A 14,645-nucleotide genomic window follows, 5' to 3' on the forward strand; every position below is an offset into this window, starting at 1 on the left:
CCTTTGACTAACAACTGACATTATTCGCTGATCACACGTACACCTTGTATGAAAATATTTACCGAGCTTACGGATAAACCTACTGTTTTATTCAATGTGTATTTTACTTGTGATTGGACGTTATGTGCTACTTCTGATATTTTGGTTCCATAACTTACAATAATATACATATCAATATGGAGTTTCTCTTCTTCCTGTCTTACGACGACCCCTCTTGAGAAATTCTCCCGGCGAAGCATTTCAGCTATACCGTCACGAAGCTGATTTTTAGATGCCATGCCTACAATTCCATAACACTCTACTGCGGCACCCCCGGCAACTGTAGAAATGACTTCATTGCTAATGGTAATATGACCAAATTTAGTACTAAGATCAACGGACATAGTAAATCCTCCTTTATACTCACCATCTTCGTGAACCCATTATAACATAGAACATACTGGTAAAATGTATGTTTAAAAAGCCTCGTTTTCAATACAATGAACCCCTATCATACTTTGAAACAATTCCTTCCTTCTGTCAAGATAAAATTCTTGATATTATCTTCTGACTATATTGCATTTAGCTGCCTAATATGATACATTAATTAAGTATTTCAAGATTTATGCATCGTAACAGGAGGGAATTATATGTCACGCAAATGTGTCGTTTCGGGACGTCGTACACGTTCAGGAAATAATCGTTCACACGCAATGAACGCTAATAAACGCCAATTTAAAGCTAACGTACAAAAGGTACGTATTCTCGTGGATGGCAAACCTAAAAAGGTCTATGTGTCTGCACGTGATTTGAAGTCAGGTAAAGTAGAACGAGTATAATTACCTTACAAAAAAGCACCCATCACTTGGGTGCTTTTTTGTTACTCTTTTTTGAATGTGCCAATCATAGCCCGTACAATTCCCCCGAGAAAGCGTGGGAGTTTAATTGTATAAAATTTCATGAGCCCCCTCCTCAAATGTAAAGCTGCTCGCGAAAGATCCCTTCTATTAGATGACATCATTGCTTCTTACTACTAAGAGTATGCCTTCCGTAAACGAAAAAGTACCTTGTTCTTCAATCAATTGATTAGAAATGCAACGCGTCGATCCATAGGAAAGGTGAGCACCTTGTAATGGATAATAAAATCCGGTTAAGCACAACCCCTTCACTTCTAACGTTATCGGTAAAAAGGATACATATAAATACTTGTCGATCTTCTTCAGTTTATGCATCCCCTCCCCCACTAATTCCAACTGATTTTGCCGATCAATAATTGTGGCTTTAATTCCTTTGTTTAACAAGGGATACAGCAATTGAATATTTATTAAGGAATGATCAAGTCGTCCGCCCGTTACTCCGAACAACAGGATTTGTTCAGGCTCAAGCATGAGCGCTTCTTGAATCGCGATTTCTAGATCTGTTTCGTCTTTCTCATTAGGATATGTATCTGTTCTTGCCGCCGCCTTTTTAATGGCAGCAAAGGACCTTTCGCTGACGGAATCGAAGTCCCCAACGGCGATATCAAGTCGCCCGTCTTGTTCGATAATCACTTCGGCTCCTTGATCCGCTCCGATCCATAGCATATCCTTACCATCATATTCAGAAAGCTCGGGTATATATTCCTTTGGACCTCCTGCAACAATCCCAATTCGCTTTTGCATGACTACACTCCCTCTCCCATTGAAAAAAGCCAAAATATTGGTAAGAAACCATCTATTTTGGCTAGAAGCACACGTTCAAAAAGTAGATAAATGAAAGCTAGCGAAGAGAGTGGCAGCTAATCCATTCAATGACTTATTGAACAGCTTCTTACATTATTTTATATGGATTGACGAATGGTGGTGATAGCCTGCGCGCGATCCTCGTGTTTGAAGACAGCACTGCCAGCTACAAGGACATCGGCCCCAGCTTCTGTACAAATCTTGGCTGTTTCCTTATTAACCCCACCATCGATTTCAATTTCAAATTCAGCGCCTAGTTCCTCACGCCACGCTGCAATTTGACTGATTTTTGGTACGACACTTTTGATAAAAGACTGGCCGCCAAATCCAGGGTTCACGGTCATTAACAGGACGAGATCAACATCCTGTAAGACTGGTTTTATCGTTTCGGCTGGTGTGGCTGGATTGATCACCACACCCGCTTTCACTCCATGGCTCTTAATCAGTTGTATCGTACGGTGAAGGTGTGGACAGGTTTCCTGATGTACAGTGATAATATCTGAACCTGCCTTAGCAAATTCAGGTATAAAAGCATCAGGATTTTCAATCATAAGGTGGACATCCAATGGTAAGGATGTAACCGGGCGAATCGCTTCAACGATCAATGGCCCAATTGTGATATTAGGCACAAAATGACCATCCATAACATCAACGTGAATATAGTCAGCGCCCCCATGTTCCACGTCTTTAATTTCAGCTGCTAAATTTGCAAAATCAGCTGCCAGTATTGATGGAGCAATTTTAATCATGTTAATACCTCGGCTTTCTATTGGAAATTTCATCAACGAATTGTAAGTAATGCTTGTATCTTTGTTCCGCTATTTCTCCACTCGCAAGGCTTGATTTAACCGCACATTTCGGCTCTTTATTATGAAGGCAGCCTCTAAATTTGCATTCATCCTGCACAGCTACAAACTCTGGAAAACATTCGCTCAGCTGATCTAGTTCCAATTCACCAAATTCCAAAGAGCTAAAGCCTGGTGTATCAGCAACAAATCCGCCCGCGATTTCATAGAGTTCTACGTGTCTCGTCGTATGTTTTCCACGTCCCAGGCTCTCTGATATTTCATCTGTATCAATAGCCAGGCGAGGATCAATAGAGTTTAATATCGAGGATTTTCCTACCCCTGACTGGCCCGCTATCACCGTTGTACGATTTGCTAAATGGGATTGTATATGGTCAATGCTTTGTGAATCATTTACTGAGGAAAGGATCACAGAATAGCCAATGTTCTCGTATATTTTCTTGTGTGTTTCCATTTCTTGTAACACATGTTCAGACACTTGGTCCACTTTTGAAATAACAACTAATGGTTCAATACGCTTGGCTTCAACAAGGACAAGAAAGCGGTCTAATAGTAAAGAGTTAAAGTCAGGATGGACGGCAGAGGTAACAATCAGCGCCTGATCCACATTTGAAATTGGCGGTCTTACGAATTCATTCCTTCTTTCCTCAATCGAAAGAATATAGCCTTCATCCACCGTTTCTGCTTTAAAGTCCACTATATCTCCAACGAGTGGAGTAACTTTTCTCTTTCTGAATATCCCTCTGCCTCGACATTGGTAAACTGTTCCTTCTTGGAGGACATAATAAAATCCGCTTAATGCCTTTATTATTTTACCTGTTGCCATCTATTCACCTTCTTCATAAGGAACCGTTTCTTCTTCAATGACTTCTTCGCCTAGCTGCACCTTATAGGAGGCTTCGCCATCTGACGGAATCGTAACAGTAAACTCGACCGTTGTATCCTCTGTAATGGTTTCTTCACGGAATACTTCTGAGATTTGATTGTTCAAGTCATTGACATAAATCAGTACCTGTTGTTCTTTTTGTTCTGCTTCTTCATCATAAGGAACTTCAACCTGCACCGTTTCTTCCCTTGGTGGCTGATCTTCTGGGCCCAACGAAACGACCAGATTAACAGTAGAGCCTACATCTACTTCACTTAAAGCTTGCGGTTCCTGTCTAATGATGCTGCCCTTAGGAATATCCTGTGAATGCTCCTCTGTTACAGATGATTCCAAATTGTTCTCACTTAAATAGTTTTCTGCCGACTCCAGTGTCTCACCTGCGAGTGACCTTATCGTAACGGTTTGCGGTCCGATGCTGACTTTAAAGATGACGCTCATTTCCTCAGGCACAACTTCTTCACCAGGCTTCGGCTGCACATGCGCAATGATTTCTCCTTCAGGCTGGTCAGAATTTTCCTCAATAGCTAACACACTGCCATATCTTTGATCCTCAAGTTCCTGCTTCGTTCTTTCGTAATTTTCGCCAATATAATTATCGAAAGCGACACGTTCCTTTCCACGACTTGTGTAAACGGTAACCTCACTCTCTTCCTTCACAGTCATCCCTGCCTCAGGTTCAGTTCTAATTACAAGTCCTTCTGTAACGGTATCGGAATTGATCGGTTCAGATTTCACTTCAAAACCTAATTCACTTAAATCACTGTACGCTTCCTCATACTCCATTCCTTCAACATCAATCATTTCAACATCATCAGGTTGCAATAAAGTTGGCACAATAAACAGTGCTGCTACTCCTGAAGCCGAAAGGATGAGAAAGGTGAGGAATAACCACAATAACGGTCTTTTCTTTTTTTTAGACTTTTTACTAAGCTTCTTAGCCTTCTTTTTTTCTTTTTTTGAAAGATCCTTTTCGCTATTCACCTTTGTTGTATTTAGAACGATCGTGTTCTCTTCTGTTTCATCCCCATAGTTTTCTTCGGTAATGACAGGAATGGCTTTTGTTTTCTCTTCCTCCCCTTCATTTGGAATAGCAAAAACAGGCTCGTCCAATCGATTGGGTTCAAGAGCTGTTTCTAAATCGTATTCCATATCCATAGCAGAATCATACCGATGAAAAGGGTCTTTAGCTGTTGCTTTTAAAACAATATTCTCTACACTCTGAGGTAAATCAGCAATCCACCGCTTTAAGGAAGGTGTATCATGCTGCAAATGTTTGAGGGCGATGGCTACAGGTGATTCTCCTGAGAAAGGGAGACGCCCTGTTAATAATTCGAACAGCACAATCCCTAAAGAGTAGATGTCCGATTTCTTTGTGGCCATCCCTCCCCTTGCTTGCTCGGGGGACAAATAATGGACGGAGCCGAGTACAGAATTCGTCTGGGTTAAGGCAGTAGCACTTAGAGCCATCGCGATACCGAAATCTGTCACTTTAACACGACCATAATGATCAATTAAAATGTTTTGAGGTTTTATATCACGGTGAACGATCCCATTATCATGGGCATGTGCCATGGCTGATGTGATCTGGCGGATAATATCAATCGCATCTGCCGCATCAATCGGGCTGTTTTTTTGAATGTATTGCTTAAGGGTCATTCCATCTACATGTTCCATCACCATAAAGTATAAATCCTCTTCCTCACCTACATCGTATATATTTACAATGTTAGGGTGGGACAAGCTCGAGGCAGACTGGGCTTCGCGATGAAAACGCGCAATGAATTCTTCATCGTCTCCGTGTTCAAGACGCAGTACTTTAATAGCAACATCACGATTTAAAATCATGTCATGAGCCAAGTAGACGTTGGCCATGCCTCCCCCGCCTATCATCTCCAATATTTTATAGCGTTCGTTTAGGAGACGATTGTTCAACATTAGTCAGCACCTTCTTTCAGGTCTGGGTGACTATTGTGAATCACGGCTAGAGTGATGTTATCTTCGCCGCCTCTTTCGTTGGCAAGATCAACTAAAGACTGGCAGAATTCCTGCCATTCCCCGTTGAAGTCAGCCACCTTTTTAATTTCTTCATCATGAACTTTATTGCTTAACCCGTCGGAACATAACAATAGCCGATCATCCTGGTCAAAAGTAATCGTCAGAATATCAGGTACAATCTCCTCATCCGTCCCTAGCGCCTTTGTGAGAACATTTTTTCGCGGATGATGTTCTGCTTGCTCTGATGTGATTTGACCTGACCGAACTAATTCGTTAACCAATGAATGGTCCTCCGTGATCTGTTTGAAGCCAAAGCTGTTCGCCAAATAGCATCGGCTGTCACCGATATGGGCAATCGTTGCAAATCCGTCTGTACATATAGCAGCCACAAGGGTTGTTCCCATCCCGTGACATTCTTCGTTCTGTTTTGCATGCTCTTGAATTTTATTATTTACTTCAATAACAGATTGTTTTAGCCATTCTTCTGCATCGTCTGGCTTGTTAAAATCACCAGCATCTTTCCACTTATTATGTAAAACGGACACTGCTAGTTGACTAGCTACATCTCCTGCACGGTGGCCCCCCATTCCATCTGCAACAATGGCAAGGCTTTGCCCAAACTCACGGGTGAAAATGCCGCCAGTATCCTCATTATGATTTCTGACTTTTCCTTGATCTGTCATAAAGCACTCAAACATGATCTTCACCTCATTTCTTCGTTACACTCTCTGGCGCGAAAGCTGGTCACATGCTGCATCGGTGTGACCTTGCAAACGACGAATGGTTACATTGATCCCCTCATCTTTTATTCTTCTTTCAAAAGTAAAGATTTGATCTTCGAAGTATTGACAAAGTCTCTCTGGTACATAGTTTACAGGAATTGAGTTAACATGACACTTTAATTTTTTGGGTCGCCTGAGATGGTAATGTAACGAAACGCAAAATATATAACACAGCCATTTCTCGGTTATACACACAGAGTAACCATAATCTTTCTTCATTAGTACAGTTTCAGATGAATTATCCATCATTCCATTTGGGTTGCTGCCACTTAAGCTATTGCCTATCACTCACTTCTTTTTTCTTCACCAGTCTTGTTAAAAAGAACCCATCCGTATCCCATTGGTGTGGGAACAATTGAATTCCGTATGCTGTATGCCCTGCAGATCCTTGCATCTCTTCTGGAAGATCTTCTGCGAAAGTCGGATCCAGTTCAAATTCATGATGATTGGTTAAAAATTGTTTCACTGCTTCTTCATTTTCATGGCGATCAACGGTGCAAGTGCTGTACACGAGTTTTCCCTCCACTTTTAATAACGGAGCAACACTGTGCAGCAATTCATCCTGTATTTTTCGAAGAGCGAAAATATCAGATTCACTCTTATGATATTTAATATCCGGTTTTCCTCGCAACACTCCAAGTCCTGAACATGGGGCATCAAGCAGAATTCGATCAAAGGTTTCCCTTTCATGAAGATCGTGCAGTTGTCTAGAATCTGCTTGCCGGGCTTCAATTGATTGTAATTGAAGAAGGGTTGCTTTGTCATTTACAAGTTTTGCTTTCTTTCCATGTAAATCATACGCAATCACAGAGCCCTGGTCCTCAAGCTTCTCCGCAATGTGTGTCGTTTTCCCTCCCGGTGCACTGCAGGCGTCAAGTACCGTAAGACCAGGCTTAAGGTCCATCATTTCACCTACAAGCATAGAACTTTGGTCTTGGATTGTAAGGAAACCTTCTGTGAACAAGCGGTCATCAATGATTCGTCCTTCTTCAATCAACAGCCCTTGTTCAGATACACTGCTTTTTATTGCGGTGATATGACGCTCCTTCAAGTTTGTGATCGCCTCATCACGAGATATTCTTAATGGCTGCACTCGAACAGACATCGGGAGTCTTTTTAAATTCTGGTGACACATTGCCTCCGTTACCTCCCAGCCGTATTGCTCGACCCAGCGGCTTACAAGCCATTCAGGATGACTGGTTTCAATAGAAATGCGTACAGCCTTAGCTTCAATTGTAGAAGGGTCCTGGACTCCTTTGCGTTGGACATTACGAAGAACACCGTTCATAAGGGAGGAAATTCCTTTATGCCCCCTCTTTTTAGAAATTTCAACGGCTTCATGGATGGCCGCATGATCAGGAATCCTTTCTAAATACACCATTTGATAGACGGACATATAAAGAAGCCATTTGACCCACGGCTTTATTTTCTTCTGTTTTGCAACATAGGGCTGAATTTGAAACTGGATTTTCCGTTTATTTTGCAGTGTTCCGTAGACAATTTCGGTTAATAATGCCCCATCCTTAGCCGACAATCTACGCTTATTCATTTCTTGATCTAACAATACATGGCTGTAGCCGCCTTGTTCTCCAATCCTTTCAAGCAAGTTTAAAGCGGACTCTCTGAGTACAAATTTAGTCATTTTGCTCCCCCAATACCTCTCCAGCCTGAAGCGATTGTCCGGTACCATTCAAGAAAGCTTGTCCGTCCATCCGCTTTTTGCCTGCAGGCTGTACATCAGTAATTTTCACAGCCTTTTGCTCTCCTGTTTGCACGATAAAACCATCTTCATCTAATGATAAAACTGTCCCGGGGGTTTTATTGTATCTACCACTTACCTTATTCGCCCACCACACCTTCATTGGCTTGCCTTTCCAATATGTAAAAGCTACAGGCCACGGGTGTAAACCACGAACATGGTCATAAACAGATTGCTGACTTAAACTCCAGTCAATCAATTCTTGTTCTCTCTTAATATTTGCAGCAAAGGTAGCTTGTTCATCGGCTTGCCTTTGAGGTGTAATCTCCCCATTTAAAAGAGGAGGCAGTGTTTCAAGCAACAGCTTCGCACCAGCCTCTGAAAGTTTATCATGCAATGTACCAACGTGGTCTTCATCATGTATCGCCACACGCACTTGTGTAAGAATATCCCCTGCATCAAGCTGCTTCACCATATACATGATGGTTACACCTGTTTCTTTTTTTCCTTGGATGATGGAATAATGGATTGGTGCTCCACCTCTAAGTTCTGGCAGGAGCGATGCATGGACATTGATACAGCCGTGCTTTGGAGCGGTCAGTAAGGCCTCTGGCAAGATTTGACCAAAAGCTGCTGTGACGATGAGGTCTGGCTCGTACGTTAAGACTTCCTCATACTCATTTTTAATTTTTTCAGGTTGAAAAACAGGAATGCCCCATTTGTTCGCTGCTTCTTTCACAGGTGGAGGGTGAGTGTACGTTTGCGGCCTTTCGGGCGGTCTGGTTGTGTAACAGCTAGGACGATTTCATAATTATGTTCTACTAGCTGATCTAGCACAGGGACGGCAAAGTCTGGTGTCCCCATAAAAGCAATTCTTGTCATATCGTGTATGACTCCTTTCCTACATGAGCTGATACGGTTGGAAATCTACCGTTATCTGCAATCCGTTCTCTTGTTTCATTTCATCTTCGTAATAATGCAGGATGCGTTGGACTAATTTCCGTTGCTCTGGTTCCTTCTTGTATTTTACCATGCATTGGTAGCGATATCTATCATTGATACGTGTTAACGCAGAAGGAGTCGGTCCTAGCACATCGGCTTCATCGGTTAACTTTTGCCTCATAAATTGAACGATCTTTTGCGTTACTTCCTGCACCTTTAATTGGTTCGGATGGGACACCGTAAATAACGTTAGAAAATAGTAGGGCGGATAACGAAAAGCCTTTCTTAACTTCATCTCTTCTGCAAAGAACGCCTCGTAATTATATTCGCTCGATAATTGAATACTATAATGCTCCGGTGTATAGGTTTGGACAATCACTTCGCCTGGAAGGTTGTGTCGGCCTGCGCGCCCGCTTACTTGAGTTAATAATTGGAATGTTTTTTCCGATGCACGAAAATCGGGCAGGTTAAGCAATGAGTCAGCTGCTAACACGCCGACAAGGGTCACGTTGCCAAAATCCAATCCCTTAGCAATCATCTGTGTACCTAATAAAACATCTGCCTGCTTCTCACCGAATTGATTGAGAAGCCGTTCGTGAGCCCCTTTTCGTCTCGTTGTATCGACATCCATTCGGATAACGCGTGCTTCAGGGATTAGTTGCTGCAGTGCTTCTTCCACTTTTTGGGTCCCTGTGCCGAAATAACGGATCGTCTTGCTCTCACATTCGGGACATTGATTTGGCATTGGCTCCTCATGTGAGCAATAATGGCATTTTAGTCGTTCTTGTCTTCTGTGATAGGTTAAGGCAATATCACAATGGGGGCATTCCTTGACATGACCACAATCACGGCACATTACAAACGTGGCATAACCACGACGATTTAAGAACAGCACAACTTGTTCGCCTTTTGCTATCCTATCTTCTATTTTCTCCTTTAACACACGTGAAAACATCGACCGATTGCCATCATGAAGTTCATCCCTCATATCAATCAACTCCGCCTTAGGCATCGTCGCATCATTCATCCGTTTAGAAAGTGTTAGCAGATGATAGTTCCCTTTGACTGCGCGAGCATACGTCTCAAGTGCCGGTGTTGCACTGCCGAGAATGATCGGGCAGGAGTGGATTTTTCCTCTTTCCACTGCCACATCCCTCGCATGGTACCTCGTTCGATCCTCCTGCTTGTAGCTTGATTCGTGTTCTTCATCAATAATAATGATTCCGATATTTGTAAAAGGGGCAAAGATGGCCGAACGCGCACCAACAACCACTTGAACTTCCTTACGCTGAATTTTACGCCATTCATCATATTTTTCACCAGCTGATAAGGCACTGTGTAAGACAGCGACATTGGAGCCAAAACGTCCCTTAAACCGTTCCACCATTTGCGGTGTCAGGGCTATTTCAGGAACGAGCATGATCGCCTCTTGCTCGTCATCGATCACCCGTTGGATCGATTGTAAATAAACCTCTGTCTTCCCACTACCTGTCACGCCATGCAGCAGGAACACATCATGTTCTTTCCGCTCAATCGTGGCCAGGACAGGTTCTATAGCTGTTTGCTGTTCAGCAGTTAGCGGAAACGGTTGTGTGCGTTCAAAGCTGCGATGACCATAAGGATCTCTAAGAATTTCCTGCTTGTATTCTCTTAAAATTCCTTTCTCAATCAATGGTTTCAGTGCAGCAGCTGTTGTGTTCAACGTTGTGAGCAGCTGTTTTTTCGGAACAGGCTGTTCGTACTCCAGGAAATGCTCAACAATCACCCGCTGTTTATTCGCCTGCTTAGGCAAATCCACAAGGCTCTCCTCAAGCTCGATGATATCTTTGTTTGATTCGATCATACTAGTTGTCCGTCGCGTTTCCCGGCTTTTCACTTCATAATGGACATCAATCCAGCCCTCATCCACAAACTTCCTTAGTTTCTGATAGGTGACCTCAGACTGTTCAAACTCTTCGTAATCCATCACATCTCTACCTGCAAAAACAAGCGCTAATTCCTCGGGCAGCGCTTCCTCTGTCGTCTTCCACAGTTCTTTCCGGTATTTGGCTTTTAATACTTGTGGAAGCATGACTTGCAAGCACGAAATGTAAAAACTTAACGTTTGGTTTGATAACCATTTCCCGATTTGAAGCAGTTCCGTCGTTAAAATCGGTGTAATATCAAGTACATCAACGATATCTTTAATCTTGTCAAAATCACTTTTATCTGTAAGGGAGACAACATAGCCCATAATCTTCCTCGGCCCAAATGGAATGATCACTCGTACGCCAGGCTGTACAACCCCTGAAAATTGTGGTGGGATCCCGTAATCAAACGGACGATTGGTATTTTGAGAGGGAACATCCACTATCACTTTTGCGATCGTCAAGAATCTTCACCGATAAGTTCCGTACTCGTCTGCTGTAAAATGTTTGCTGCCAAATCGTCCTTAGACATTAAAGGCCACTGAATTCGTTTCCCATGTTTCGTTAAATAAATCGAGGCGTTTGTATCATAATTAAAGCCGGAGCCTTGTTCAGAAATGTTGTTCATAACGATGGCATCTAAGTTTTTCCTAGCCAGCTTCTGCTCACCATAATGCTCAAGATCATTTGTTTCAGCAGCAAAGCCAATTAAATATTGGTGCTCTTTTTTGTCGCCAAGCTCTTGTAAAATATCGCGCGTTCGCTCCATCTCAACCGTATAATCACCAGGAGACTTTTTCATTTTTTTATCAAAAACCTGTTTTGGCCGGTAGTCTGCTACAGCAGCAGATTTAATGACAACATCACTACCCTTATAATAAGTAAGTACCTGCTCATACATTTCATCTGCTGTCGTTACATCTACTCTATGAACGCCCTGTGGTGTAGGCAACGCAACAGGCCCGGCGATTAAAGTAACCTCAGCTCCAAGGGCTTTAGCCTGTCGGGCTAAAGCAAAGCCCATTTTACCTGAAGAAGGGTTTGTAAAATATCTGACAAGGTCAATCTTCTCCCTGGTAGGGCCAGCTGTGACAAGCACTTTCTTCCCTTTCAGTAAGGATTTTTGAACATACTGCTGCTCAAGGAGGGAAACGATGGTTTCAGGTTCCTCAAGCCGGCCTTTTCCTACATACCCACACGCCAAATAGCCGTCACCCGGTTCAATGAAACGAAAGCCCCACTGATCGAGCTGCTTTAAGTTATTTATGACCGCAGGATGGCTGTACATATGCACATTCATAGCTGGTGCAATATAAACCGGTGCTTCTGTAGCCAATAAGGTCGTCGACAAGATATCATCAGCGACTCCATTTGCCAGTTTGCCAATTGTATTGGCTGTGGCTGGTGCTAACAAAAATAGATCGGCCCAATCAGCTACATCAATATGTTGAATTTGAGTTGAATCATGTTCCTTGAATGTATCTGTGTACACAGGCTGACGTGATAGGGCTTGAAACGTAGTTGAACCAACGAAATTCAGGGCACTCGCCGTCATAATCACTTTAACCTCGGCCCCAGCTTGTACAAGCTTACTCGTTAAAGCTGCAGCTTTATAAGCAGCTATTCCACCAGAAACACCCAGTACAATCTTTTTCCCTTTCAGCATGTTCACCATTCCCTTTCATTAAATAAGGAAAAAGCCGCGCTCATTTCACCTGATCAGCGCGGCTTCGTTACTTTTTATAGTGTTTCCGTTCTGGATTGAATCACATCAGAATTTATATAAGTGAGCTTTCCTGATTGAATTTCTTCTAAAGCTACGCCTACCTTTTGGCTTGAAGTCGGTTTGTCGACCATTGGTGCACTTCCTTGCTTCAACTCACGTGCGCGTCGTGCGGAGAGTGTGACAAGTGTATATTTTGATTTAATCTTCTCTTGCAGTGAATCAATCGATGGTTCTAGCATCATGTTTGATCAGCCTCCAGTGCTTTTTTATATTGATGGGAAACACGTTCCCGCTTACAGTGTTCACTAGCTACGATGGATTGAATTTTATTAACAGCGTGATCGACCTGGTCATTAACGACAACATAGTCGTAAGCGTCCATCATGTCAATTTCTGCTTTTGCCGCTAGAAGTCTATTTCTTACTTTGTCCTCTGTCTCTGTCCCACGACTAACGATCCGGTCTTTCAGTTCTTCCAGGGAAGGCGGAATCAAAAAGACAAACACACCTTGTGGGAAGTTCTCCCGTACCTTAAGGGCCCCCTGTACTTCAATTTCTAAGAAAACATCTTTTCCTTCATCTAACGTCTGTTCCACGTATTGCTTTGGTGTGCCGTAATAATTTCCGACATACTCGGCATGCTCAATTAATTGTCTGTCATTGATCAGTTTTTCAAATTCTGCTCTCGTTTTGAAAAAATAATCAACCCCATCTACTTCGCCTTCTCTCGGATCCCTCGTTGTCATTGATATGGAATAACGTAAATCAGTGGACTGTTCAAATAACGCTTTTCTTACCGTTCCTTTCCCAACACCAGAAGGTCCAGAAAGAATGAATAATATCCCTTTTTCATCTATCACAAATGGAACCTCCTAATTATCCTCTGACATCTCATCATTACTAAGTACACGCTGTCCCACTGTTTCTGGCTGCACAGCTGAAAGCACAACATGATCACTATCCGTAATAATCACGGCCCGCGTCCTTCTGCCGTATGTAGCGTCTACTAATTTATTATTATCTCTAGCCACCGTAATAATACGTTTAATCGGCGCAGATTCAGGTGAAACGATTGATATGATACGGTTGGCAGATACAACATTACCAAAGCCGATATTAATTAACTTTAAACTCAACAGCGGTTCCTCCTTCTAAGAAACAGATCTATTACTATATGCTCAAAAAAGTTGCCGAATTAAAAGACAACAAAAAGATTCACCGCTTATATTTTGGTGACTTTTTGAACAACCTCTATAACTATTATATGAAAAAATGATAGCAAGTCTCAATCTTTATTCAATATTTTGTAATTGTTCTTTCATCTTCTCTACTTCACTCTTCAAAGCAACGACCTCATTCGATAGCTGACTGTCATTTGATTTTGACCCAATTGTATTAATTTCACGATGCATTTCCTGTACGATGAAATCCAATGTACGACCAATTGCACCTGGTTTTTGCAGTGTTTTCTCAAACTGGTCTATGTGAGAATATAGCCTTGTAACCTCTTCTGTTATATCTCCTTTTTCAGCAAGCAGGGCCACCTCTTGAAGAACTCTCGTCTCCTCAGGATTAATCTCCTCCCGCAAAAAGGTCTCTATTCTAGTAAGGATCTTATCTCTATATTCATTCATCACAACAGGTCTACGGTCTTCGATATCCGCTACAATATGTTTAACGGCGGCAAGTCTGCTTATTAGCTCCTCGGCCAGCCGCTTCCCTTCCTGTCTTCTCATCTCAACTAAATCACTTATAGAATGACTCAAAGCCTCTAGAACCGCTTCTTTCATTTGATCACTCTTATGATCCCGCTCCTGTACGGTGAAGATACCGTCTAACCTTGTTACCATATCAATTGAGATTTCTCCAGTCAACCTGTATTGCTCTTGGATGCTGTTCAGCTTGTTTATGTATTGATCTAAAAGCAAGTCATCTGCTTCAAGACGTTTATCAAGCAAGTTCTCCCCTTCGACAGTAATGTAAAGGTCAATTCGTCCTCGGTGAAGCTTATCTTTTATTTGACGCTTCATAGCTTCTTCAAGAAACAAAAAACTGCGGGGAATCTTAGGAGAAATATCTAAGAACCGATGATTGACACTCCTTAGTTCAATTGTCAGCGCCGTATTCTCTGCTTCCACAGTGTACCGCCCATATCCCGTCATACTTTTTACCACCCATGATCACATCCACGTTCGGTTTTTAC

15 protein-coding genes and 2 pseudogenes are annotated in these 14,645 nt (G+C 42.4%); 1 reads left to right on the forward strand and 16 read right to left on the reverse strand.

Translation table 11 applies throughout. From position 1 onward, the window contains the following. Positions 1-20 precede the first annotated feature (20 nt). A complete protein-coding gene (locus MUO15_RS04435) occupies positions 21-383 on the reverse strand; it encodes an Asp23/Gls24 family envelope stress response protein (protein WP_245033796.1) in 363 nt (120 codons plus the stop codon). Positions 384-629: 246 nt separating this feature from the next. Between MUO15_RS04435 and rpmB the strand changes: the two genes are divergently transcribed. Continuing rightward, positions 630-818 carry a 50S ribosomal protein L28 gene (gene rpmB / locus MUO15_RS04440; RefSeq protein ID WP_079529802.1) on the forward strand — a complete coding sequence of 63 codons (189 nt, stop codon included), beginning with the start codon at positions 630-632 and terminating at the stop codon, positions 816-818. A gap of 41 nt (positions 819-859) precedes the next feature. Here the strand turns inward: rpmB and spoVM are convergent, their stop codons facing one another. The 15 genes and pseudogenes from spoVM to MUO15_RS04515 all read right to left on the reverse strand — a co-directional run bounded on the left by spoVM (position 860) and on the right by MUO15_RS04515 (position 14,604). Continuing rightward, positions 860-940 (reverse strand): stage V sporulation protein SpoVM, encoded by an 81-nt coding sequence (gene spoVM / locus MUO15_RS04445; protein ID WP_245035848.1) that lies wholly within the window; start codon positions 938-940, stop codon positions 860-862. A 46-nt stretch (positions 941-986) separates the two neighbouring features. Continuing rightward, entirely contained in the window at positions 987-1,640 is a 654-nt protein-coding gene (locus tag MUO15_RS04450) for a thiamine diphosphokinase (protein ID WP_245033798.1), read from the reverse strand. A gap of 158 nt (positions 1,641-1,798) precedes the next feature. Further along, a complete protein-coding gene (gene rpe, locus MUO15_RS04455) occupies positions 1,799-2,449 on the reverse strand; it encodes a ribulose-phosphate 3-epimerase (protein WP_245033800.1) in 651 nt (216 codons plus the stop codon). Between the two features lies 1 nt (position 2,450). Then, positions 2,451-3,332: a ribosome small subunit-dependent GTPase A gene (rsgA, locus tag MUO15_RS04460; RefSeq protein WP_245033802.1), complete on the reverse strand. Its 882-nt coding sequence runs from the start codon at positions 3,330-3,332 to the stop codon at positions 2,451-2,453. Next, on the reverse strand, positions 3,333-5,327 hold the full coding sequence (gene pknB, locus MUO15_RS04465) for a Stk1 family PASTA domain-containing Ser/Thr kinase (RefSeq protein WP_245033804.1): 1,995 nt from the start codon (positions 5,325-5,327) through the stop codon (positions 3,333-3,335). Then, positions 5,327-6,085: a Stp1/IreP family PP2C-type Ser/Thr phosphatase gene (locus MUO15_RS04470; RefSeq protein WP_245033806.1), complete on the reverse strand. Its 759-nt coding sequence runs from the start codon at positions 6,083-6,085 to the stop codon at positions 5,327-5,329. The genes pknB and MUO15_RS04470 overlap by 1 nt, the downstream gene beginning before the upstream one ends. Before the next feature lie 5 nt (positions 6,086-6,090). Beyond that, positions 6,091-6,295, reverse strand: a pseudogene (locus MUO15_RS04475) (23S rRNA (adenine(2503)-C(2))-methyltransferase RlmN); the annotation flags it as partial. A gap of 148 nt (positions 6,296-6,443) precedes the next feature. Further along, complete coding sequence (rsmB, locus tag MUO15_RS04480; RefSeq protein ID WP_245033808.1) at positions 6,444-7,811, reverse strand: 16S rRNA (cytosine(967)-C(5))-methyltransferase RsmB; 1,368 nt, start codon at positions 7,809-7,811, stop codon at positions 6,444-6,446. Continuing rightward, positions 7,804-8,750 (reverse strand): annotated as a pseudogene (gene fmt, locus MUO15_RS04485) (methionyl-tRNA formyltransferase). The gene rsmB and the pseudogene fmt overlap by 8 nt, the downstream one beginning before the upstream one ends. A 19-nt stretch (positions 8,751-8,769) precedes the next feature. Then, positions 8,770-11,181 carry a primosomal protein N' gene (gene priA, locus MUO15_RS04490; RefSeq protein ID WP_245033810.1) on the reverse strand — a complete coding sequence of 804 codons (2,412 nt, stop codon included), beginning with the start codon at positions 11,179-11,181 and terminating at the stop codon, positions 8,770-8,772. Next, the gene (gene coaBC / locus MUO15_RS04495; protein ID WP_245033812.1) at positions 11,178-12,383 is read right to left on the reverse strand and encodes a bifunctional phosphopantothenoylcysteine decarboxylase/phosphopantothenate--cysteine ligase CoaBC; all 1,206 of its coding nucleotides are present in this window, start codon (positions 12,381-12,383) and stop codon (positions 11,178-11,180) included. The genes priA and coaBC overlap by 4 nt, the downstream gene beginning before the upstream one ends. Before the next feature lie 74 nt (positions 12,384-12,457). After that, entirely contained in the window at positions 12,458-12,685 is a 228-nt protein-coding gene (gene rpoZ / locus MUO15_RS04500) for a DNA-directed RNA polymerase subunit omega (RefSeq protein ID WP_245033814.1), read from the reverse strand. Then, a complete protein-coding gene (gene gmk / locus MUO15_RS04505; protein WP_245033817.1) occupies positions 12,682-13,302 on the reverse strand; it encodes a guanylate kinase in 621 nt (206 codons plus the stop codon). The genes rpoZ and gmk overlap by 4 nt, the downstream gene beginning before the upstream one ends. Positions 13,303-13,314: 12 nt before the next feature. Further along, on the reverse strand, positions 13,315-13,578 hold the full coding sequence (gene remA, locus MUO15_RS04510; protein ID WP_244752771.1) for an extracellular matrix/biofilm regulator RemA: 264 nt from the start codon (positions 13,576-13,578) through the stop codon (positions 13,315-13,317). A gap of 156 nt (positions 13,579-13,734) precedes the next feature. Continuing rightward, complete coding sequence (locus tag MUO15_RS04515; protein WP_245033820.1) at positions 13,735-14,604, reverse strand: YicC/YloC family endoribonuclease; 870 nt, start codon at positions 14,602-14,604, stop codon at positions 13,735-13,737. Positions 14,605-14,645: the final 41 nt, after the last annotated feature.

This window comes from Halobacillus amylolyticus (assembly GCF_022921115.1).
Taxonomy (GTDB): domain Bacteria; phylum Bacillota; class Bacilli; order Bacillales; family Halobacillaceae; genus Halobacillus_A; species Halobacillus_A amylolyticus.

What these genes read in the sequence shown, in the direction of transcription:
- MUO15_RS04435 (WP_245033796.1), bottom strand. Translation starts at nt 383, where the DNA reads ATGTCCGTTGATCTTAGTACTAAATTTGGTCATATTACCATTAGCAAT.
- rpmB (WP_079529802.1), top strand. Translation starts at nt 630, where the DNA reads ATGTCACGCAAATGTGTCGTTTCGGGACGTCGTACACGTTCAGGAAAT.
- spoVM (WP_245035848.1), bottom strand. Translation starts at nt 940, where the DNA reads ATGAAATTTTATACAATTAAACTCCCACGCTTTCTCGGGGGAATTGTA.
- MUO15_RS04450 (WP_245033798.1), bottom strand. Translation starts at nt 1,640, where the DNA reads ATGCAAAAGCGAATTGGGATTGTTGCAGGAGGTCCAAAGGAATATATA.
- rpe (WP_245033800.1), bottom strand. Translation starts at nt 2,449, where the DNA reads ATGATTAAAATTGCTCCATCAATACTGGCAGCTGATTTTGCAAATTTA.
- rsgA (WP_245033802.1), bottom strand. Translation starts at nt 3,332, where the DNA reads ATGGCAACAGGTAAAATAATAAAGGCATTAAGCGGATTTTATTATGTC.
- pknB (WP_245033804.1), bottom strand. Translation starts at nt 5,327, where the DNA reads ATGTTGAACAATCGTCTCCTAAACGAACGCTATAAAATATTGGAGATG.
- MUO15_RS04470 (WP_245033806.1), bottom strand. Translation starts at nt 6,085, where the DNA reads ATGTTTGAGTGCTTTATGACAGATCAAGGAAAAGTCAGAAATCATAAT.
- rsmB (WP_245033808.1), bottom strand. Translation starts at nt 7,811, where the DNA reads ATGACTAAATTTGTACTCAGAGAGTCCGCTTTAAACTTGCTTGAAAGG.
- coaBC (WP_245033812.1), bottom strand. Translation starts at nt 12,383, where the DNA reads ATGCTGAAAGGGAAAAAGATTGTACTGGGTGTTTCTGGTGGAATAGCT.
- rpoZ (WP_245033814.1), bottom strand. Translation starts at nt 12,685, where the DNA reads ATGATGCTAGAACCATCGATTGATTCACTGCAAGAGAAGATTAAATCA.
- MUO15_RS04515 (WP_245033820.1), bottom strand. Translation starts at nt 14,604, where the DNA reads ATGACGGGATATGGGCGGTACACTGTGGAAGCAGAGAATACGGCGCTG.